17 protein-coding genes are annotated in these 20,227 nt (G+C 69.2%); 9 read left to right on the top strand and 8 right to left on the bottom strand.

The features are described 5' to 3' along the window. Both OK345_RS05655 and OK345_RS05650 read left to right on the top strand, forming a co-directional pair. The coding region (locus tag OK345_RS05655; protein ID WP_265126947.1) for an alpha/beta fold hydrolase at positions 1-198 on the top strand (198 nt) is incomplete at its 5' end. A gap of 167 nt (positions 199-365) precedes the next feature. Beyond that, complete coding sequence (locus OK345_RS05650) at positions 366-1,505, top strand: metallophosphoesterase (RefSeq protein WP_265126946.1); 1,140 nt, start codon at positions 366-368, stop codon at positions 1,503-1,505. 16 nt (positions 1,506-1,521) lie between these two features. Here the strand turns inward: OK345_RS05650 and OK345_RS05645 are convergent, their stop codons facing one another. Together OK345_RS05645 and aspS are read right to left on the bottom strand one after the other, a co-directional pair. Continuing rightward, on the bottom strand, positions 1,522-2,046 hold the full coding sequence (locus tag OK345_RS05645; RefSeq protein WP_265126945.1) for a GNAT family N-acetyltransferase: 525 nt from the start codon (positions 2,044-2,046) through the stop codon (positions 1,522-1,524). A gap of 3 nt (positions 2,047-2,049) precedes the next feature. After that, positions 2,050-3,807 carry an aspartate--tRNA ligase gene (gene aspS / locus OK345_RS05640; RefSeq protein WP_265126944.1) on the bottom strand — a complete coding sequence of 586 codons (1,758 nt, stop codon included), beginning with the start codon at positions 3,805-3,807 and terminating at the stop codon, positions 2,050-2,052. 419 nt (positions 3,808-4,226) lie between these two features. Here aspS and OK345_RS05635 point away from each other — a divergent pair, with 419 nt between their 5' ends. Continuing rightward, on the top strand, positions 4,227-4,916 hold the full coding sequence (locus tag OK345_RS05635; RefSeq protein WP_265126961.1) for a DUF3011 domain-containing protein: 690 nt from the start codon (positions 4,227-4,229) through the stop codon (positions 4,914-4,916). A gap of 79 nt (positions 4,917-4,995) precedes the next feature. On the opposite strand, the gene OK345_RS05630 is transcribed toward OK345_RS05635, so the two are convergent. The 3 genes from OK345_RS05630 to blaL2 form a co-directional block, all read right to left on the bottom strand. Next, positions 4,996-5,640: a hypothetical protein gene (locus OK345_RS05630; RefSeq protein WP_265126943.1), complete on the bottom strand. Its 645-nt coding sequence runs from the start codon at positions 5,638-5,640 to the stop codon at positions 4,996-4,998. Positions 5,641-5,889: 249 nt separating this feature from the next. Then, positions 5,890-6,156, bottom strand: coding sequence for an FmdB family zinc ribbon protein (locus OK345_RS05625; RefSeq protein WP_265126942.1), 267 nt, complete (start codon positions 6,154-6,156; stop codon positions 5,890-5,892). Positions 6,157-6,373: 217 nt separating this feature from the next. Then, a complete protein-coding gene (blaL2, locus tag OK345_RS05620; RefSeq protein WP_265126941.1) occupies positions 6,374-7,267 on the bottom strand; it encodes a L2 family extended-spectrum class A beta-lactamase in 894 nt (297 codons plus the stop codon). A gap of 189 nt (positions 7,268-7,456) precedes the next feature. Here blaL2 and OK345_RS05615 point away from each other — a divergent pair, with 189 nt between their 5' ends. Beyond that, a complete protein-coding gene (locus OK345_RS05615; RefSeq protein ID WP_265126940.1) occupies positions 7,457-8,314 on the top strand; it encodes a LysR family transcriptional regulator in 858 nt (285 codons plus the stop codon). Between the two features lie 59 nt (positions 8,315-8,373). Here the strand turns inward: OK345_RS05615 and OK345_RS05610 are convergent, their stop codons facing one another. Next, a complete protein-coding gene (locus OK345_RS05610; RefSeq protein ID WP_265126939.1) occupies positions 8,374-10,230 on the bottom strand; it encodes an ABC-F family ATP-binding cassette domain-containing protein in 1,857 nt (618 codons plus the stop codon). Positions 10,231-10,575: 345 nt separating this feature from the next. Here OK345_RS05610 and OK345_RS05605 point away from each other — a divergent pair, with 345 nt between their 5' ends. The 3 genes from OK345_RS05605 (at position 10,576) to ybaL (ending at position 15,314) form a co-directional block, all read left to right on the top strand. Next, complete coding sequence (locus tag OK345_RS05605) at positions 10,576-12,969, top strand: TonB-dependent receptor plug domain-containing protein (RefSeq protein ID WP_265126938.1); 2,394 nt, start codon at positions 10,576-10,578, stop codon at positions 12,967-12,969. 67 nt (positions 12,970-13,036) lie between these two features. After that, positions 13,037-13,510, top strand: a complete 474-nt coding sequence (locus OK345_RS05600; RefSeq protein ID WP_265126937.1) for an OmpA family protein — start codon at positions 13,037-13,039, stop codon at positions 13,508-13,510. A gap of 103 nt (positions 13,511-13,613) precedes the next feature. Then, a complete protein-coding gene (gene ybaL, locus OK345_RS05595) occupies positions 13,614-15,314 on the top strand; it encodes a YbaL family putative K(+) efflux transporter (protein ID WP_265126936.1) in 1,701 nt (566 codons plus the stop codon). Positions 15,315-15,566: 252 nt separating this feature from the next. On the opposite strand, the gene OK345_RS05590 is transcribed toward ybaL, so the two are convergent. Together OK345_RS05590 and OK345_RS05585 are read right to left on the bottom strand one after the other, a co-directional pair. Beyond that, positions 15,567-16,445, bottom strand: a complete 879-nt coding sequence (locus tag OK345_RS05590) for an AraC family transcriptional regulator (RefSeq protein WP_265126935.1) — start codon at positions 16,443-16,445, stop codon at positions 15,567-15,569. A gap of 186 nt (positions 16,446-16,631) precedes the next feature. Continuing rightward, positions 16,632-17,918, bottom strand: a complete 1,287-nt coding sequence (locus OK345_RS05585; RefSeq protein WP_265126934.1) for an O-acetylhomoserine aminocarboxypropyltransferase/cysteine synthase family protein — start codon at positions 17,916-17,918, stop codon at positions 16,632-16,634. Positions 17,919-18,344: 426 nt separating this feature from the next. On the opposite strand from OK345_RS05585, the gene OK345_RS05580 reads away from it, so the two are divergent. Beyond that, positions 18,345-18,920 carry a hypothetical protein gene (locus OK345_RS05580; RefSeq protein WP_265126933.1) on the top strand — a complete coding sequence of 192 codons (576 nt, stop codon included), beginning with the start codon at positions 18,345-18,347 and terminating at the stop codon, positions 18,918-18,920. Further along, a complete protein-coding gene (locus tag OK345_RS05575) occupies positions 18,917-20,221 on the top strand; it encodes a Tle-like phospholipase domain-containing protein (protein ID WP_265126932.1) in 1,305 nt (434 codons plus the stop codon). Before OK345_RS05580 ends, OK345_RS05575 begins: the two co-directional genes overlap by 4 nt. The last annotated feature ends 6 nt before the right edge of the window (positions 20,222-20,227 follow it).

Below are 20,227 nucleotides of genomic sequence, written 5' to 3'. Positions count from 1 at the left end.
CTGAAGAAGTTCGACGTGCCGACCCTGGTGATCCACGGCGACGACGACCAGATCGTGCCGATCGACGCCGCCGGCAAGGCTTCGGCCGCCCTGATCGAAGGTGCCAGGCTGATCGTCTACCCGGGCGCACCGCATGGCCTGACCGACACCCACAAGGACCGCGTGAACCAGGACCTGCTGGCGTTCCTGCGCGAGTAAGCGCGGCACCGCACGGCCGCCCTGCGGCGGCCGTCGCCGATACGGACGGCCCGCGACGTCGCAGGACGATGTCGCGGGCCGCGCTGTCTCGTTGCAGGGCGATCGGGTTGCCAGCGGCATCCGCCGCTGCGTAAGGTCCAGTCCTTCCCTCGCCGGCCACGATCCGCATGCACCTGGGCATCGCCCCCGTTGTTCCCCTCATCCGCTTCGCCCTCGGCACGGCGCTGCTGGCCTGCGCCTTCGCCGTCGCGGCGGCCGACGACCCGTCCGAAGCGCCCGCCGTCGCCGCCGACGGCCCCTATGTTTTCCGCCACGAAGGCGGCCTGGAGGCGGCCTGGATCTGCGACGACGAGGTGGTCCGCCGTGAACTGCCGAGCACTGCCGACGGCAGCGCCGGGATCGCGCCGGTGTGCGCCTATCCGCATGCGCTGGATATCGCACCTCCTGCCATTGCCGCGCCGGCAACGGCGACAGCGGACGGCCGCATCGTCGCGCTCTCCGACATCCACGGCCAGTACGGGCTGATGGTGCGCCTGCTGCGCGCGAACGGCGTCATCGATGCCGACGACCGCTGGGCGCTGGGTCGCGGCACGCTGGTGGTCGCCGGCGACGTCTTCGATCGCGGCGATCGCGTCACCGAGACGTTCTGGCTGCTGTACGCGCTGCAGCGGCAGGCGGCGCAGGCCGGGGGCGCGGTCCATTTCGTACTCGGCAACCACGAGACGATGGTGCTGTACGACGACCTGCGCTACGTACACCCGAAGTACCTGCGCAGCGCGCGCCTGCTGCAGCGCTCCTATGCCGGGCTGTATGCCGCGGACTCGGTGCTCGGCCAGTGGCTGCGGACCCGCCCGGCGCTGCTGCGGATCGGCGACACGCTGTTCCTGCACGGCGGCATCGCCCCCGAGGCGCTGGACCTGGCGCTGGACGCCGAGGCGACCAACGCCGGCTACCGCGCCTCGCTCGGGCTGCCGCGCGCACAGGTCAAGCAGGATCCGGCGCTGTCGCACCTGTACGACGGCAAGACCAGCCCGGTCTGGTACCGCGGCTATTTCGACGGCCGCCTGGACAGCGCCCAGGTCGAGGCGCTGGTCGCACGGCTGGGCGTGGCGCGCATCGTGGTCGGGCATACCTCGATGCCGCACGTCAGCCGCTTCCACGACGGCCGCGTGATCGCGATCGACAGCAGCATCAAGGACGGCGAATCGGGCGAACTGCTGTTCATCGAGGGCGACCGCCTCAGCCGCGGATTGCTGGACGGCTCGCGGGTGCCGCTGGCCGAAGGCGGGCCGCCGGAGCGCGACTGACTGCCGCGCGCGGGAGTCAGCCGGCTGCCGGCTCGCGGCGCAGGATGAACTCGCGGTCGCGCACGCGCCCGACCGGGAACTCGTATTCGCCCACCTGCCTGAAACCGTAGCGGGCATAGAAACGCTGCGCGCCGAAGTTCTCCGACCACACCCCGATCCACAGCGTGCGCGGGCCATCGCGCTCCAGCCACGCCAGCGCGGTCTCGAACAGGCGGCTGCCCCAGCCGCTGTTCTGGTGCTCCTTCAGCAGGTAGAGCCGCTTCAGCTCGCCGTCGCCGGCGCGCACCTCGGCATGCGGCAGGCCGCAGGGGCCGGCCGCGGCATGGCCCACGGCCACGCCATCGCATTCCAGCAGCCATACCGCGTAGTCGGGATGGGCCAGGATCACCTGCTGCCTGCCCACCTCGTAGGCTTCGGCCAGGAAGTCCTGCAGGTCCTGGTCCGGATACAGGTGGCCGAAGGTCTCGACGAAGGTACGCGCGGCCAGCGCCGACAAGGTGGCGGCATCGTCGATGGTCGCGCGGCGGATACCGAACCCCATGGCTCAGGCCTTGTCGGCCCTGGGCCGCACCTGCACGTGCACCTCGGCCAGCTGCGCGTCGGCGATCGGCGAGGGCGCGTCGGTCATCAGGTCCTGGGCGCCGGTGGTCTTCGGGAACGGGATCACGTCGCGGATCGACTCGGTGCCGGCCATCAGCGCGGCGATGCGGTCGATGCCGAAGGCGATGCCGCCATGCGGCGGCGCGCCGTAGTTCAGCGCATCGAGCAGGAAACCGAACTTGGCGCGCGCTTCCTCGGCGCCGATGCCGAGCAGCTCGAACACCGCGCTCTGCATTTCCGGACGGTGGATACGGATGGAGCCGCCGCCGATCTCGTTGCCGTTGAGCACCATGTCGTAGCCGCGCGACACCGCGGTCCTGGCGTTGGCGCGCAGGTCGTCGATGGAATCCACCGCCGGCGCGGTGAAGGGGTGATGCAGGGCCACGTAGCGCTGCTCCTCCTCGTCCCACTCGAACATCGGGAAGTCGGTGACCCACAGCGGCTTCCAGCCGTCCTGCACCAGGCCGAAGTCCTTGCCGGCCTTCAAGCGCAGCGCGCCCATGAAGTCGGACACCTTGTTGTAGCCGCCAGCGCCGAAGAACACGATGTCGCCGTTGCCGGCGCCGACGTGGGCGACGAGCGCGGCGAAGGCGGCCTCGTCGAAGAACTTCTGGATCGGCGAGCTGACCTCGCCGTTGTCGGCGATCTTGATGTAGGCCAGGCCCTTGGCACCGAACTTGGCGGCATGCGCGGCGTATTCGTCGATCTGCTTGCGCGACAGCGTGGCACCGCCGGGAATGCGCAGCGCGGCCACGCGGCCATCGGCATCGTTGGCCGGGCCGGTGAACACGGCAAAGCCGCTGTCCTTGACCAGTTCGGCCACGTCCACCAGTTCCAGCGCGATGCGCAGGTCCGGCTTGTCCGAGCCGTAACGGCGCATCGCCTCGGCCCAGGTCATGCGCGGGAACTGCGCGTCCAGTTCGACCTCGACCACTTCCTTGAAGATGGCGCGGATCATGTCCTCGACGAAGTCCTGCACGTCGCGCTCGCGGACGAAGGCGAACTCCATGTCCAGCTGGGTGAACTCCAGCTGGCGGTCGGCGCGCAGCGCCTCGTCGCGGAAGCAGCGCGCGATCTGGTAGTAGCGGTCGAAGCCGGCCACCATCAGGATCTGCTTGAACAGCTGCGGGCTCTGCGGCAGCGCGTAGAACTCGCCCGGGTGCATCCGCGCCGGCACCAGGAAGTCGCGCGCGCCTTCCGGGGTCGCCTTGGTCAGGATCGGGGTCTCGATGTCCTGGAAGCCGCGCGCGTCCAGGTGCCGGCGCAGCGCCTGCACCAGCTTGATGCGGGTGCGCTGCATGCGCTGCATCTCCGGGCGGCGCAGGTCCAGGTAGCGGTACTTCAGGCGGGTGTCCTCGCCCGGGTTCTCGTGGGCGTGGAACGGCAGCGGCGCGGCCTTGTTGAGGACGGTGATGCGGCTGGCGATCACCTCGACCTTGCCGGTGCGGATCTTGTCGTTGACCGCATGCCGCGCGCGCACCACGCCCTCGACCTGCAGCACGTCCTCGTAGCCCAGGCTGGCGGCCACGGCGAACACCTCGGCGTTGTCGACCTCCACCGTCACCTGCACGATGCCCTCATGGTCCCGGAGATCGATGAAGCAGACGCCGCCCTGGTTGCGGGCCACGTCGGTCCAGCCGGCCAGGGTGATGGTTTGGCCGATCAGGGTCTCGTCGACCAGGCCGCAAAAGTGGGTTCGCATCGAAAACTCCGCAGGTAGCCGGCGCAGAACGCACCGGATGGGTTTTACCGCAGCCGAAGGCTGGTCAAGCCGGCTATTTTGCGGCCGGCGCCCGGCCGGGGCAAATCGGCCCCAGTCATGTCCGCTTAAGTGCGCTCCCGCCTATATTCGGCGCCACCACCGGCCCCATGGAAGTCGCCATGAAACATCCCCTGTTCGTCACCTGCCTGGCTGTCTTCCTGGCCCTGGCCGCCCCCGCGGCGGCGCAGGCACAGAGCGCCCGCGCCTATGCCCCGGAGAACCTGCGCCAGCTGAGCGTTCCCGACCGGGTGCGGGTGATCGAGCGCGAGTACGCCGACCAGTCCCGCGGCCGCCAGATCCCCGACGACCAGCTGGAGTTCTACCTGGCCCAGGTCGACTCGGGCTGGGGCTTCTCGCGGATCAAGCAGGACATCGCCACCTCGCTGCGCGGCAGCGGCGGCACTTGGCGGCCGAACCCGGGCTGGAGCTCGCAGACGGTCACCTGCTCGAGCAACGACCGGCGCCGCCGCCAGTGCCAGACGCCGTTCCGCGGCCGCGCGGTGCTGGTGGAGAACATCTCCGGTACCCGCTGCGTGGAGGGCCAGAACTGGGGCAGCGGCAGCGGTTTAATCTGGGTCGACCAAGGTTGCCGCGGCCGCTTCGCCGAAGGCCGCGGCTGGGGCGGCAGCGGTGGCGGCGGCGGCAACGGCGGCATCCTGCGCTGCGAGAGCCAGGACAACCGCGAGCGGATCTGCCCGGCCGGCGGCTGGCGCGGCGCCACGCTGGTCCGACAGCTGTCCAAGACCCGCTGCGTGGAGGGCCAGAACTGGGGCGTGCGCAACGGCGCGATCTGGGTGCGCAGCGGCTGCCGCGGCGAATTCGCCGAAAGCCGTGGCGGTGGCTGGGGGGGCGGAAACAGCAACTACAGCGTGACCTGCAGCAGCGACAACAACCGCCCGCGCACCTGCGCCTGGGACCGTCGCCAGGGCCGCCCGGTGGTGATCCAGCAGATCTCCAAGAACGCCTGCATCGAAGGCCGCACCTGGGGCCTGGGCGGCAACGCCATCTGGGTCAACGGCGGCTGCCGCGCGCGCTTCGGCGCCCGCTGAAGGCGCGCGCCACCGGACCTGGAACGAGGAAGGGCGCCACAAGGCGCCCTTCTTTCCTGTGCAGGCCTGCCGGCTGGCCTCAGCCCTCGGCTCCCCACGGCGCCGGCGGCAGCGCCACCGGCTGGGTGAGGTCGAATTCCACCTGGAACAGGCGGCCGTCCGGGCGCGAAAGCTCGTAGAGGAAGCGCTGCCCCGCCTCCACTTCCATCGCCCAGGTGTTCTCGACCGAGCCGGTCAGGCCCTCGCGCTCGAACAGCGCCACCGACTCGGCATCCACCGGGAACGCCTGGCGCTGCGCGCTGCCGGCCTCGGCGGTGTCGCCGCCGTACATCGTGGTGGCGTCCGGGCTGCCATCCTGGTGACGATGGTCGTGCTTCAGGCGCAGGCCGTCGCCGGTGCGGGTCAGCACCCAGGTGCGCGAATGGTCATCGCCAACATGGAAGGGAACGCGCAATTCGCGGGTCGGCTCGTCGCAACCACGCACGTGCATCACCAGCGCCTTGCCCTCGAACGCGTCGGGGGTATCGGTCTGCGGCTGGTTGGCGACGATGCGGCCGGCGAACGCCTGTCCGCAGTGGCTGGCGATGGCGGCCAGGAACTGGTCGGCCGGCGCGGTTTCGGCCGGCGCGGCGGCGGTACTGGCCGGGGTGGCGGGCTCGTTGCCGGCCTGGCAGCCGGCAAGGACGAGGGCAAGGGCGAAGCTCAGAGGCGTGATGGTTTTCATCCGCCCACCCTAGAACATTTTCGCTTTGGATGCCGGCATGCACCGTCGCCCCCGCGAGACGGCGGACACAGCCGCAGTTGGAAACCGCCCCCCATCCATCGGTCGCGACTGACGTCGCTCCTGCGGCTCTTCGCCGTTGTTGGAGCGACGTCGGTCGCGGGCTTTCCGCGGAAGATCACGCTGGGATGAGGCGGCCACCAGCCAGCGCCGCCGGCCGCCGCAACGCGCGGCAGCCGGCCGATGCCGTGCTCAGGTCGCCGGGGTGCCGCCGGCGGCGGGCTTGCTGTCCGACGCCGTCGCCGGCTTGTCGCCCTTCTCCGCCAGGTTGCGCTTGTTGGCGCCGAAGTCGGTCTCGTACCAGCCGCCGCCGGCGAGCCGGAACGACGGTGCGGTCACCTGGCGCTTGACCGCGGCCGCATCGCAGGACGGGCACTGGGTGGGGTCGGGATCGGCAATCTTCTGCAGGCGGTCGAAGGCGTGGCCGCACTCGGCGCACTGGAAAGCGTAGATCGGCATGGCGGAGGAAGCTGGTGGAAACAGGGTCCCGATGTCAGGGCGAAACCGGGGCATTCAAGCCCCCAACCGCCGGCAGGCGCCATCGCGCTCGCCGGGGCCAGGCCGTGCCCCGCAGCCGGCTGCGACAGGGTCGGGGCGGATCAGCGGGAATGGCCGCTTGGCCGGCGCGGCGAACCCGATGCGGAACTCGCGCTCGGCGCACACCGCCTCGCCCCCGTCACGCCGCGCGCATCATCCCCTCGGCGATCACCGCCACCTGGCGCAGCACGTCGTTGCGCCCGGCGTCATCCACCGTGGCGCCCTGCAGGTAGCTGGTCAGCACCCACGGCGCGCCGCCGGACAGCGGCCACAGGATCGCGATGTCGTTGGTGGTGTCCTTGCCGTTGCTGCCGGTCTTGTCGCCGACCCGCCAGGCCTTGGACAGGCCGGCACGCAGGCGCGCATCGCCGGTTTCGTTGTCGATCAGCCAGTCCGCCAGCTGCTGGCGCGAGGCCGGCGTGAGCACATCGCCCAGCACCAGGCGCTGCAGGCTGGCGGCCATCGCCGCCGGGCTGGTGGTGTCGCGCGGGTCGCCGGGGGCGAAACGGTTCATCTCCGGCTCGGTGCGGTCGTTGCGGGTCACCGCGTCGCCGTGCCCACGCAGGAACGCGGTCACGCCGGCCGGCCCACCGACCACGCCGAGCAGCAGGTTCGCCGCCGGGTTGTCGCTGGTGACCATGGTGCCGCGGCACAGGTCGCGCACGGTCAGGTCCTTGCCGATATGGCGGGTGGTGACCGGGGCGTGCGACAGGATGTCCTGCTGGCGTACCGGCACGCGCTGGTCGAGATCGAGCCGGCCCTGGTCGGCGTGGTGCAGGACCGTCGCGCACAGCACGAACTTGAAGGTGCTGCACATCGGGAAGCGTTCGTCCTGGCGATGGCCGGTGCGCCAGCCGCTGGCGGTGTTCAGCAGGGTCACGCCGAGGCGACCGCCGCTGGCCGCTTCCAGCGCGGCGAAATCCCCGTTCTGCGCCGGCGGCGATGGCAACGGGGTCCGGGCGAACGCGGTGGCGGCCAGTGCCGAGGCGACCGCGGCCCCGGTCCATTGCAGGAACTGTCGTCGGGCAAGCATGCAGGTTCTCCGTGTGTGGTGCCCGGAGTATTGAAGGCGCAGCGGGCAGGCACCAGCGAGGATTCCCAGTGAGAGGCATGAATTCGCCTCATGCCACACCATCCAGGATCCGTGCTTTCCTTGCCCGGACAGGCCGACAGCGCGGCGGATCGATGCGATCATCCATCAACCGCCCTCACGCCTGCGCCCATGCTTCGCCCCCAGTTGCCGCTCAACGCGCTGCGCGCCTTCGAGGCCGCCGCCCGCCACCAGAACTTCACCCGCGCCGCGCTGGAGCTGTGCGTCAGCCAGGCCGCGCTGAGCCATCAGATCCGGGCATTGGAGGATCGCCTGGGGGTGTCGCTGTTCCACCGGCTGCCACGCGGGGTGGCGCTCACCGACGAGGGCGCCAGCCTGTACCCGGTGCTCAACGCGGCCTTCGACCGCATCGCGGTCAGCCTGGACCGCTTCGTCGGCGGCCACTTCCGCGAGGTGCTCAGCGTGGGCGTGGTCGGCACCTTCGCCACCGGCTGGCTGCTGCCACGGCTGGCCGATTTCAACGCACGGCATGCGGACATCGAACTGCGCCTGCACACCCACAACAACCGCATCGACCTGGCCGGCGAAGGCCTGGACCTGGCGATCCGCTTCGGCGACGGCGATTGGCAGGGCCAGGTGTGCACACCGGTGCTGGACGCACCGTTCGCGCCGTTGTGCGCACCGGCACTGGCCCGCGCATTGCGGCATCCGCGCGACCTGGCCGGGGTGCCGTTGCTGCGCTCGTATCGCAGCGATGAGTGGCCGCGCTGGCTGCATGCCGCCGGGGTGGCGGAGCTGGAGGCGCGCGGGCCGGTGTTCGATTCGTCGCTGACCCTGGCCAGCGCGGCCGCCGCCGGCAGCGGCGTGGCGCTGCTGCCGCTGAAGATGTTCGAGCAGGACCTGGCGCAGGGGCGCTTGATCCAGCCGTTCGCACAGACCCAGGACCTGGGGCGGTACTGGTTGACGCGGTTGCGCTCGCGTGCCGAAAGCGACGCCGCGCGCAGGTTCCGGGAATGGCTGACGGGGTAGATCCACGGCATGTGCGGATCTACGCTTGTGGCATTGCGCTATCCACGCCCTGCGTGGATCTACGCGTCCAGCAGTTCCATCCACACCTGCTCGGCCTGCGCCAGCTGCGCGGCGGTGGCTTCGCGCTCGCGGCCGAGCACGACCATGGTCTCGGCGTCGGCGTAGTTCTTCGGATCGGCCAAGGCGCGGTCCAGTTCGGCCAGCGCGGCTTCCAGCTCGCCCACGCGGGCTTCGGCGGCGGCCAGCTTGTGCGGGTTGGGCGCCTTGCGCGCGGGCAGCGGCTTGGCCGGCGGCGGCGGGGTCGGCGCCACCTCGGCCATCTTCTGCTTGGTGCCCTGTGCGGCCGGGCGCGTGCGCAGCCACACCGCGTAGTCGTCCAGGTCGCCGGCGAACGGCTCGACCACGCCATCGGCCACGCGCCAGAAGGTGTCGCAGACCAGGCCGATCAGGTGCCGGTCGTGGCTGACCATGACGATGGCGCCCTCGAAGATGCTCAGCGCCTCGGCCAGCGCCTCGCGCATTTCCAGGTCCAGGTGGTTGGTCGGCTCGTCCAGCAGCAGCACGTTCGGCTGCTGCCAGGCGATCAGCGCCAGCGCCAGGCGTGCGCGTTCGCCGCCGGAAAAACCGTCGACCGGCTCGAACGCGCGGTCGCCCGGGAAATTCCACTTGCCGAGGAAGTCGCGGAACGACTGGTTGCTTCCGTCCGGCGAGATCTCGCGGAAGTGGTCCATCGGCGACTGGCCCTCGTGCAGCGACTCCACCGTGTGCTGGGCGAAGTAGCCGATCTTCAGGTCCGGGTGGGCCATGCGCTCGCCGGCCAGCGGCGCCAGGTCGCCGACCAGGGTCTTCACCAGCGTGGTCTTGCCGGCGCCGTTGGGGCCGAGCAGGCCGATGCGCTGGCCGGCTTCCAGGCCGAAACCGACGTTGCGCAGGATCACCGCGTCGGCGCCGTAGCCGGCTTCGACGTGGTTGAGGCGGATCAGCGAGAACGGCAGCCGGGCCGGCGGCGCGAACTCGATGCGGAACTCGCGCTCGGCGCGCACCGCCTCGGTCCCGGCCATCTTCGCCAGCCGCTTCATCCGGCTCTGCGCCTGGGTGGCCTTGCTGGCCTGGGCCTTGAAGCGGTCGATGAAGCTCTGCAGGTGGGCGCGCTCGGCCTGCTCCTTCTCGTGCGCGATCTGCTGCTGGCGCAGGTGCTCGGTGCGCTGGCGCTCGAAGTCGGTATAGCCGCCGACGTACAGCTTGGCGCCGCCGCCGTGCAGGTGCAGGGTGTGGGTGGCGACGTTGTCGAGGAACTCGCGGTCGTGCGAGATCAGCAGCAGCGTGCCCGGGTACTTGAGCAGCCACTGCTCGAGCCACAGCACCGCGTCCATGTCCAGGTGGTTGGTCGGTTCGTCCAGCAACAGCAGGTCGCTGGGCATCATCAGCGCGCGCGCCAGGTTCAGCCGCACCCGCCAGCCGCCGGAGAACGAGGACACCGCGCGCGAGTGGGTGTCGGCCGGGAAACCCAGGCCATGCAGCAGCTTGCCGGCGCGGGCCTCGGCGTCGTAGGCGCCGATCTCGGCCATCTTCGTGTGCGCGTCGGCCACCGCCTCCCAGTCCTCGCGCGCGGTGGCCTCGGCCTCTTCCTGCAGGATGGCGGCCACCTCGGTATCGCCGCCGAGCACGAACGACAGCGCCGGATCCGGCAGCGACGGGGTCTCCTGCGCCACGCTGGCGATGCGCACCTTGCCGGGCAGGTCGACGTCGCCCTTGTCCGCTTCCAGTTCGCCCTTCACCGCCGCGAACAGGCTGGATTTGCCGGCTCCGTTGCGGCCCACCACGCCGACCCGGTAGCCGGCATGCATGGTCAGGTCGACGTTGGACAGCAGCAGCCGTTCGCCACGGCGCAGGGCGAAATTACGCAGGGAAATCATTGGGGGGTCCGTTAGAACGAAAAGGAATGAGCATGTGAACACCATTCCTGCGACGCGATTCTAGCGTTAACGAATACTTGACGCGTCCCGGGATGCGCGCCGGCGGCCGATCCATCTCTCCCACGTCGTCGCCGGCGCCTGTCCCGGGGTCCTGCCAGACCCCCGCCCCCTCGCGCTAAATAGTTGCTTTTGCAACGTTTTTTTCGATGGCAAGGATTTGACAGGCCTTCGATATCCCGCTACTTCCTGCCTTGCGCACCGCAACAACCGCCCTCGCCGACCCGCCCTCCCCGCAGTCGTGATGTCGCCACGGTGTCGCACCATTCCAACCGGAGCCGCATCCTGATGAACCGCAAGACCAGTACGCTCGCCGCCGCCGTAGCTGTCGCGCTCGGTTTCCCGCTGTCCCCCGCCTTCGCGCAGTCCGCCGGCAGCGGCGGTGCGCAGACGCTGGACACCATCATCGTCACCGGCACCCGCGTGTCCGACCGTACCGTGGCCGAGTCGCAGTCGCCGATCGACATCATCACCCCCGAAGCGCTGTCGGCCACCGGCACCACCGAACTGGCCACCGCGCTGGCGCGCGCCCTGCCCTCGTTGAACTTCCCGCGCCCGGCACTGGTGGACGGCACCAGCGCGATCCGCCCGGCGCAGCTGCGCGGGCTGTCGCCGGACCAGGTGCTGGTGCTGGTCAACGGCAAGCGCCGCCACACCTCCTCGCTGCTCAACCTCAACGGCTCGATCGGCCGCGGCTCGGCGCCGGTGGACCTGAACACCATCCCGGTGGCGGCCATCGCCCGGGTCGAGGTGCTGCGCGACGGCGCTTCGGCCCAGTACGGCTCGGACGCCATCGCCGGCGTCATCAACGTGGTGCTCAAGGGCGCCGAGCAGGGCGGCAGCCTGGTCGCCAACTACGGCCAGTATTCGGCCGGCGACGGCAAGCAGTACCAGCTGGCCGGCGACACCGGCATCGCCCTGGGCGGCGACCGCGGCTTCCTGCACGTGGCCGGCCAGACCGGGCAGCAGGACCGTACCAACCGCGCCCGTCCGTTCGCCGGCACCCCGGGCCCGACCCAGCCCGAACTGGGCCAGAAGGCGTTCGTGATCGGCGAGCCGGACGTCGACTTCAGCGCGGTCTCGCTCAACAGCGAATTCGCGCTCAACGACAGCGTCACTGCCTACGCCTTCACCACGCTGAGCAACCGCGACATCACCTCGTTCGCGTTCTTCCGCGCGCCCGACAACCCCACCCAGAACGTGCCGTCGATCTATCCGGACGGCTTCCTGCCGGAGATCAACAACATCTCCAAGGACCGCTCGCTGGTGGCCGGCGTGCGCGGCCAGACCGCCACCGGCTGGAACTGGGACGCCAGCTACAACTACGGCTACAACCACCTGGAGTTCTACACCCGCAACACCCTCAACGCCTCGATCGGCGCCGGCTCGCCCACCTCGTTCTACGACGGCGCGCTGGAGACCACCCAGAACATCGGCAACGTGGACTTCAGCAAGTCGCTGGACTGGGGCCTGGCCTATCCGGTCACGCTGTCCTTCGGCGCCGAGTTCCGCAACGAGAAGTGGAACCAATCGCCGGGCGTGGAAGGCTCCTACAGCCAGCCGGACCTGAGCCGGCCGGGCGGCGCGCAGGGCTTCGGCGGCTTCGCGCCGGCGGTGTCCGGCCACTACAAGCGCGACAGCTATGCCGCCTACCTGGGCCTGGAGGCGGACCTCAGCGAGCGCCTGTCCGGCGGCGCGGCGGTGCGCTACGAGGACTACGAGGACTTCGGCAGCCAGGTCTCGGGCAAGCTGTCCGGGCGCTTCGCCTTCACCGACCAGGTGGCGCTGCGCGGCACCGTCTCCAGCGGCTTCCGCGCGCCGTCGCTGGCCCAGCAGAACTTCCAGACCATCAGCACCACCTACCTGGCCGGCATCCCGACACCGTTCGAGATCCGCACCTTCCCCGCCTCCAGCGCGGTGGCCAAGGCCTTCGGCGCCGAGGACCTGAAGCCGGAGGAATCGCTGTCCTACAGCCTGGGCCTGGTGTTGCAGCCGGTGGACGCGCTGTACATCACCGTGGACGCCTACCAGATCGAGGTGGACGACCGCATCGTGCTGTCCTCCAACCTCACCGGCGACGCGGTGCGTGCGCTGCTGGAGTCGCAGGGCATCTACGGCGTCAACGGCGGCCGCTACTTCACCAACGCCATCGACACCCGCACCCGCGGCGTGGACGTGGTCGGCAGCTACCGCTTCGACCTGGGCGGCAGCCACCTGGACCTGACCGCCGGCTACAACTACTCCAAGACCGAGGTGACCCGCATCGCCGCCAACCCGCCGGCGCTGGAGAGCAACGGCCTGGACCTGGAACGCATCGACCGCACCGAGCGCGGCCGCATCGAGGAGGGCTTCCCGCGCACCAAGTTCCTGGTCAACGGCGTGTGGAGCCTGGAGCACTGGGACTTCTCGCTGGGCACCACCCGCTACGGCAGCGTGACCACCCGCACCGCCTCGCCGGCGAACGACCAGACCTATGGCGCCAAGTGGCTGGTGGACGTCTCGGCCAGCTACCGGCCCACCCAGAACTGGACCATCACCGTCGGTGCGGACAACGTGCTGAACGAGTATCCGGACGAGAACAGCGTCGCCAACTCGACCAGCGGCCAGTTCCCGTACAGCAACCTTTCGCCGTTCGGCTTCAACGGCGCCTACGCCTACGGGCGCATCGCCTACCGCTGGTAACATCGGCCGGCCCGCCCACGACGCCCTTCATGGGGTGTCGTGGGCTTTTCGTTGCCGAGCCTTCGCCATGCCCCGTCTCTGCACTACCCTGCCGTCGCTGATCGCCGCCCTGCTGCTGGCCGCGCCGCCGGCACTGCCCACGGCCAGGGCCGGCGACACGCCCGAGCAGGTATTCACCGTACCCACCGCGCTGTTCAACCCCGACGATGGCCCGTTGTCCACCTCGCCCGGGGAATGGCTGGACGCCCTGGCGCGGCGCCTGCAGGAGTCCCCGGACGCACCGGTCACGCTGTATGCGCACCACGACCACACCGCCGGCAGCGAGGTCGCGATGCAACGCGCCGCCGAATACGGCCGGGCCCTGCAACGCGCCCTGATCGACCGCGACGTGGCTGCCGACCGGCTGCACCTGGAAGTGGTGGGCGATGCCGAGCGCCTGTGGGACCTGTTCTGCTCCGGCCAGACCGAGCCGACGCTGCTGGCCGGTTGCCTGTCGCCGATGCGGCGCATCGAGATCGTGGTCGGCCAGGCGCCGCCGTGAGCCCCGGCGCGGCCGCAGGATGTTGAAAACCCACAATTTCTGTCGTGGAACCTGCCCTCGGCACGTTAGAATCGGGTGACTTCCCGCCCCACTGCGAGCCCCGATGCACCATGACACCGACCTGATCAACATCGTGGCCGTTGGCCTGGGGCTCGCCTTCATCTTCGGCGCCCTGGCCAACAAGCTGCGCTTGTCTCCCCTGGTCGGTTACCTGGTGGCGGGCATCTGCGTCGGACCGTTCACACCCGGCTTCGTCGCCGACCAGACCTTGGCCAACCAGCTGGCCGAGATCGGCGTGATGCTGCTGATGTTCGGCGTCGGCCTGCACTTCTCGCTGAAGGACCTGATGACGGTGAAGGCCATCGCCATCCCCGGCGCCATCGGCCAGATCGCCGTGGCCACGCTGCTCGGCTGGGGGCTGGCGGCACTGATGGGGTGGCCGGCGCTGCACGGCATCATCTTCGGCTTCTCGCTGGCCACCGCCAGCACCGTGGTGCTGCTGCGGGCGATGGAGGAACGCCGGCTGCTGGAGACCATGCGCGGCAAGATCGCGGTGGGCTGGCTGATCGTCGAGGACCTGGCCTGCGTGCTGGCGCTGGTGCTGATGCCGGTGCTGGCCGGCGTGTTCGGCCCGGAAGCCGCGGCCGAAACCCACACCGTCACCAGCGTGATGAGCAAGATCGGCCTGACCCTGCTGCAGCTGGCGCTGTTCGTCACGGTGATGCTGGTGGTCGGCCGCCGGGTGATCCCGTGGATCCTCGAGCGCATCGCCGGCACCGGCTCGCGCGAGCTGTTCACCCTGTCGGTGCTGGCCATCGCGCTGGGCGTGGCGTTCGGCTCGGCGGCGCTGTTCGGCGTGTCGTTCGCGCTGGGCGCGTTCTTCGCCGGCATGCTGCTCAACGAGTCGGAACTGAGCCACAAGGCCGCCAACGACTCGCTGCCGCTGCGCGACGCGTTCGCGGTGCTGTTCTTCGTCTCGGTCGGCATGCTGTTCGACCCGCACATCCTGCTCGAACACCCGTGGCAGGTGCTGGCCACCACCGCGATCATCATGTTCGGCAAGTCGGCCGCCGCGTTCCTGATCGTGCGCGCCTTCGGCCACCCCAGCAGCACCGCGCTGACCATTTCCGCCTCGCTGGCGCAGATCGGCGAATTCGCCTTCATCATCGCCGGGCTGGGCGTAGCGCTGAAGATCCTGCCGCCCACCGGCCAGGCGCTGGTGCTGGCCGGCGCGCTGATCTCGATCATGCTCAACCCGCTGGTGTTCGCCCTGCTCGACCGCTGGCAGGCCAAGCACCAGGAGCAGGCGCCGGTGACGGTGGAGCCGGAACTGCCGCCGGGTCCGTCGCTGGACCTGCACGACCACGCCATCGTCATCGGCTACGGCCGCGTCGGCAGCACCCTGGCCCAGGTCCTGCGCGACCGCGGCGTGCCGGTGCTGGTGATCGACGACAACAAGGAACACGTCGAGCGCGCCCACGCCGCCGGCATCCCCGGCATCCGCGGCAGTGCCGCGGCCGACCGGGTGTTGGCCGAGGCCCATCCCGAACGCGCCAAGATCGCGGTGCTGGCGATTCCGCAGCCGCTGGAATCGGGCGAGGCGCTGGCCAAGCTGCGCGCGATCAACCCCGGCCTGACCCTGCTGGCGCGCGCGCACAGCGATGCCGAGGTCAAGCACCTGCTGGAACACGGTGCCGACGGCACGGTGATGGCCGAGCGCGAGCTGGCGCATTCGCTGGCGGAGATGGTGATGTCCACCCCGCCGTACCGCAGCATGGGCCAGCACGGCATCCCGGTGGTCTGAGCCTTCGCGGCGGGCGCCGCGGCCTCGGCCCGCCGCCGTCCGGCAATCGCGGGACTGGAGCGTTTCCAGGCCGGAAGTCCAAAAGAGACCCGGCTTCCGTCGCCCCGCGCAGGCGGGAAAAGCCCCCGACGGCGCACAGCGCTGGTCGCCCAGCGACTTCTTCCGGGCCCCGGCCTCCGCCTTCGCGGAGGCAAGCTCTGCGGGGACGACGGGCCTGCGTCGGGGGTGTAAACAGTTGGGTCGAAAAATGCTCTAGCGCAGCGGCACGCGGATGTCCGCGCGCAGGATCGACTCGGGCACTTCTTCCGGGTCGTCCAGGTAGTGGTAGTGGATCGGCGCATCGCGCAGCGCGTGGCCGCTGCCGGGCAACCAGCGCGCCAGCAGCCGGTCGGTGGCCGCCTCCAGCTCCAGATAGCTGCCCACGTGGCGCAATACCGCGTAGCGGCCGCCATCCAGCCGCAACACCCGCATCGGCGCCGGCGGCCCCGGCAGGGCCGCATCGAAGGCCATCGCGCAATCGAATGCGAAACGCGGCGGCGGCACGTCGCGATGGTCGTCCAGCGGGATGCCCACCAGTTGCCGCAGCCGCTCGACCAGGCCCTGCCCGGCAGCCCATTCGAACAGCCGCCCGAACGCGCCATCCAGTTCCTCGAACGGACCGCGCTTGCGCAGCGCCAGCACCTGCAGCGGCTCCAGCGTCGTCACCGTTACCTGCAGCGGCGCCGCGTCCGCCGGCAACGGCGGCGGTTGCGACAACCGGGTGCGCTCGGCCTGCAACAATGCCGGCCGCGAACGCAGCGCGCTCGGACTGGCATCGAGTTCCTGCCGGAACGCCCGCGCCAGTGCCTGCGGGGTTCCGTAGCCGGCGCCGAGCGCAGCCTCGGTGACGCTGGCGCCGGGCCGCTCCAGCAGCTGCAGCGCACGCAGCAGGCGCAGCCGCACCACGGTGCGGCCGATGCTCTCGCCGGTCAGGGCGCGATACACCCGCTGGAAATGGAACGGCGACTGGTGCGCCAGCGCCGCCAGTTCGGCCACGTCCGGCAACGGCAGGCCCTCGGCAAGACATCGCTGCAGGCGGGCGACGACGCGATCGATACCCAGGTCGTGGCGGACACGCGTGGAATCCTTCATCTGGACGCTCTCCGGTGACGGTTGCCGCCCATGCTCGCAGGCACCGGCAGCGACGGCGTTCCCGATCCTGCGCAAATGGCGGCGACCGGGCCGCGATCCGGCCACGGATGATCGGGCCCGGCGCCACCGGCCGGCAAGCGGGAAACCTGTCCCTGCGTGCCTCCGGCGGATATCCCGGGCCGGCACCTATGCCTTGGCCAGCGCCTGCTCCAGGTCGGCCAGCAGGTCGTCGATGTGCTCGATGCCGATCGACAGCCGCACCGTATCCAGCGACACCCCGGCCTTCTCCAGCTCCGCCGCATCCAGCTGGCGATGGGTGGTGGACGCCGGATGCGTGGCCAGCGATTTGGCGTCGCCCAGGTTCACCAGCCGGGTGAACAGCTGCAGCGCATCGAGGAAACGCGCCCCGGCCTCGCGCCCGCCGGGCAGGCCGAAGGTCAGCACGCCCGAGCCCTGCCCGCGCAGGTACTTGCGCACCCGCGCGTGTTCGGGATGGTCGGGCAGCGCGGCATAGTTCACCCACGCCACCCTGGGGTGCCGCTGCAGGTGGCCGGCCACCGCCAGCGCGTTGCTGTTGATGCGGTCCATGCGCAGCGCCAGGGTCTCGATGCCCTGCAGGATCAGGAACGAGTTGAACGGCGAGATCGCCGCGCCGGTGTTGCGCAGCGGCACCACCCGCGCGCGGCCGATGTATGCCGCCGGCCCCAGCGCCTCGGTATAGACCACGCCGTGGTAGCTGACGTCCGGCTCGTTGAGGCGGCGGAAGCGCTGCCGGTGCTCGGCCCACGGGAAGCGCCCGGAATCGACGATCGCGCCGCCGATGCTGTTGCCGTGGCCGCCGAGGTACTTGGTCAGCGAATGCACCACGATGTCGGCGCCGAAATCGAACGGCCGCTGCAGGTAGGGCGTGGCCACGGTGTTGTCCACGATCACCGGCACGCCGTGGGCATGGGCGACCCTGGCCACCGCCTCGATGTCGGTGACGTTGCCGCGCGGGTTGCCGATGGATTCGACGAACACCGCCTTGGTGCGCTCGTCGATCAGCGCCGCGAAGGCTTCCGGGTCGTCGTAGTCGGCGAACCGCACCTCGATGCCGAACTGCGGCAGCGTGTGCGCGAACAGGTTGTAGGTGCCGCCATACAACGCGCTGGAGGAGACGATGTTGTCGCCGGCTTCGGCGATGGTCTGGATCGCATAGGTGACCGCCGCCTGCCCCGAGGCCAGCGCCAGCGCGCCGATGCCACCTTCCAGCGCGGCGATGCGCTGCTCCAGCACGTCGGTGGTGGGATTCATGATCCGCGTGTAGATGTTGCCCGGCACCTTCAGGTCGAACAGGTCGGCGCCGTGCTGGGTATCGTCGAAGGCATAGGCCACGGTCTGGTAGATCGGCACCGCCACCGCGCGGGTGGTCGGGTCGGGCCGGTAGCCGCCGTGCACGGCGATGGTCTCGGGCTTCCATTGCGGGTCGGTCATCACGGGGCTCGCGAAGTCGGGAGCCGTGACCATAGCCCAGCCTGGCCGGCGGCGATCCGATGGTTGCAACCGCGACTTGTGACCGCTCGGCATCAGCGTCGTCGCTTCCGGTTATAAGCGCCTTCCGGGACTGCAGAAGGGATCCCGCACCACTGCCGCGCTCCCGGGTTTGACCGGGCAGCAAATCCGTGACATGCGCCATGAAAACCATTCGACTGCGGTCGACCCCGTTTCTGCCGTGGCATAGTCGCCGCATTCCGACTTCAAAAGGACATTGAGGTGCTCTGGAACCACCGCCCTTCGTCAAGCCCACAGCGCAGCGATGGCCCTCATGCCGGCCGCCGCCGCCTTCGCCCAGGCCTCCTTCCCATCTGGCGCATAGGCCTTGCGTGCATTTTGCCGCTCGCCCTCCTTCCCGGGTGCTCCATGGACAGCAACGAAGACCCCTACCCCAATCCGTATCGCCAGAAGGCCAATCCATCGCAGGCCTACGAGATCACCCTGACCATCGAGGATGCGCCCGGGCCGTTCGCCGTGGTCAATGGATATGCGTCCTACAACATCGTGGGAGAAACCTGCTTGCCGCCCAGGGACAACTTCGCAGGCGTCCAACGTGCACCGACACGCAACAGTGTGCCGGTGGAGTACCGTAAGGTAGCGGCCAATCAATATTTGGCAACGATCCACACTGATCTGATGGAAGCAGCCGATTACTATGGGCGTGGCGTTTGCCAATGGGAGTTCAATGCCTTAACAACGGCTCTGGCCGCATCCGGAACAGAGGGCGAGACAAAATTCATTTCGCATCTGATGCCAGACGAGCTTATAGACGGATCGGGAGTTACCACCCACTTCTGGAAAGAGAATTACCCACGCATTGAATCAAGCATTCCACGCGACTTTGGCATAAGAGAAAAAGAAGGGGAATCAGCCAACCCACCCCCCGATAGTCGCAATAAATATTTCACCGCCCATATAACCGCACGGAAGCCATCACCATGACTCAGACAACACAACAGAACGCATATTTGTCAGACGACACCTACAGCACACCAAATGAAACGGCCACCGGCGAGTATGAACCAGTCACTTTCGACGGGGTGAAATACAATATATTGGCTCACGTCGATCGCCCCAGCGGCTATCAAGGCACGATCTATCAGCGTTTTGATGCTGGGCAGATCATCGTGGCGCATCGTGGAACGGAATTTGACCGCGAACTGATCAAAGATGGCGCGATAACTGACGGTGCAATGGTGGCGAGCCGCATCAACCCTCAGGTCAAAGATGCCCTCGAACTGACAAAAGCAGCCTTGGATTTCGCCAGTCGCGATGCCAAGCCCCAAGAGAACCCCCTTGCAAAAGTCACCGTCACCGGCCACTCCCTCGGCGGCTGCCTGGCACAGATCACCGCCCATCACTACGGACTCAAGGGCGAGGCATTCAATCCCTATGGCGCGGTCAGCCTGGGCTACCGCATTCCGGAAGGGCCACAGGATTCGAAGTACGAATTCACCAATCACGTGATGGCCGGCGACGCGGTCAGCGCGGCCAGTCCGCACTACGGCGAGGTGGTCACCTACGCCCTGCCCCGCGAAATCGAATCGCTGCAGGCAGCCGGGTTTCGCCCCGGCATGCTCGGGACGCTGAGTCATCTCGCCCCCGTCGCGCAGCCGATCGCCGCGGCGACCACGGCGGTCAAGCTCGGCGATTCGCACCGGATCCACAATTTCCTGAACGTGGATGCCAAGGGCGCTGCGGATATCTCCGTCCTCGCCGATCCCAAGGCAAGGGAACTGGCCGCCACGCACAAGGAACAGATCGACGACTATCGCGAGGCGATAGGAAGCCTGCGCGGCGGGGCCACGGTACTGCTGGGCAACGCGCCCAATACCGCAAAGCACCTGTACGACCAGTTGCGCGGCCCGTTGCCGCCGGGCGCTCCTGCCGGACTCGCGCCGGAACGCCAGGATATCCGGGACGCCACGCCACGCACGATCCATACCGATACCCGCTGCGAGCAGGCACCCGCGCCCTGGAGTCCTCCGCTGAAAGTGGAGGCATCCTCTTCCCCGTTGGGCAACACGCTGGACCGGTTGCTGGCGGCATCGCGCGACGGCGACAGCCAGGCGTTCTCGCGGCTTACCCACGACCTGGCGCAACAACCGGCCGGTGTCGCCCTGCGCATGGAGGCGGTGGAGAAGGTCGACCAACAGGAACGCCAGGCAGTGGAACAGGCCGCGCAGCAGGCGGCCATGCAGGAAAGGGCCAACGAAACACAGGTCCGCGCGATGCACCGCTGACCATCG

It is taken from the genome of Xanthomonas chitinilytica, from assembly GCF_026107455.2.
Classification (GTDB): domain Bacteria; phylum Pseudomonadota; class Gammaproteobacteria; order Xanthomonadales; family Xanthomonadaceae; genus Stenotrophomonas; species Stenotrophomonas chitinilytica.
The sequence above is the reverse complement of the archived record's forward strand: the minus strand, read 5'-3'. Positions and strand labels throughout refer to the sequence as shown.

Coding starts and splice junctions, on each gene's coding strand:
- OK345_RS05650 (WP_265126946.1), top strand. CDS start 366: ATGCACCTGGGCATCGCCCCCGTTGTTCCCCTCATCCGCTTCGCCCTC.
- OK345_RS05645 (WP_265126945.1), bottom strand. CDS start 2,046: ATGGGGTTCGGTATCCGCCGCGCGACCATCGACGATGCCGCCACCTTG.
- aspS (WP_265126944.1), bottom strand. CDS start 3,807: ATGCGAACCCACTTTTGCGGCCTGGTCGACGAGACCCTGATCGGCCAA.
- OK345_RS05630 (WP_265126943.1), bottom strand. CDS start 5,640: ATGAAAACCATCACGCCTCTGAGCTTCGCCCTTGCCCTCGTCCTTGCC.
- OK345_RS05625 (WP_265126942.1), bottom strand. CDS start 6,156: ATGCCGATCTACGCTTTCCAGTGCGCCGAGTGCGGCCACGCCTTCGAC.
- blaL2 (WP_265126941.1), bottom strand. CDS start 7,267: ATGCTTGCCCGACGACAGTTCCTGCAATGGACCGGGGCCGCGGTCGCC.
- OK345_RS05615 (WP_265126940.1), top strand. CDS start 7,457: ATGCTTCGCCCCCAGTTGCCGCTCAACGCGCTGCGCGCCTTCGAGGCC.
- OK345_RS05610 (WP_265126939.1), bottom strand. CDS start 10,230: ATGATTTCCCTGCGTAATTTCGCCCTGCGCCGTGGCGAACGGCTGCTG.
- OK345_RS05605 (WP_265126938.1), top strand. CDS start 10,576: ATGAACCGCAAGACCAGTACGCTCGCCGCCGCCGTAGCTGTCGCGCTC.
- OK345_RS05600 (WP_265126937.1), top strand. CDS start 13,037: ATGCCCCGTCTCTGCACTACCCTGCCGTCGCTGATCGCCGCCCTGCTG.
- ybaL (WP_265126936.1), top strand. CDS start 13,614: ATGCACCATGACACCGACCTGATCAACATCGTGGCCGTTGGCCTGGGG.
- OK345_RS05590 (WP_265126935.1), bottom strand. CDS start 16,445: ATGAAGGATTCCACGCGTGTCCGCCACGACCTGGGTATCGATCGCGTC.
- OK345_RS05585 (WP_265126934.1), bottom strand. CDS start 17,918: ATGACCGACCCGCAATGGAAGCCCGAGACCATCGCCGTGCACGGCGGC.
- OK345_RS05580 (WP_265126933.1), top strand. CDS start 18,345: ATGGACAGCAACGAAGACCCCTACCCCAATCCGTATCGCCAGAAGGCC.
- OK345_RS05575 (WP_265126932.1), top strand. CDS start 18,917: ATGACTCAGACAACACAACAGAACGCATATTTGTCAGACGACACCTAC.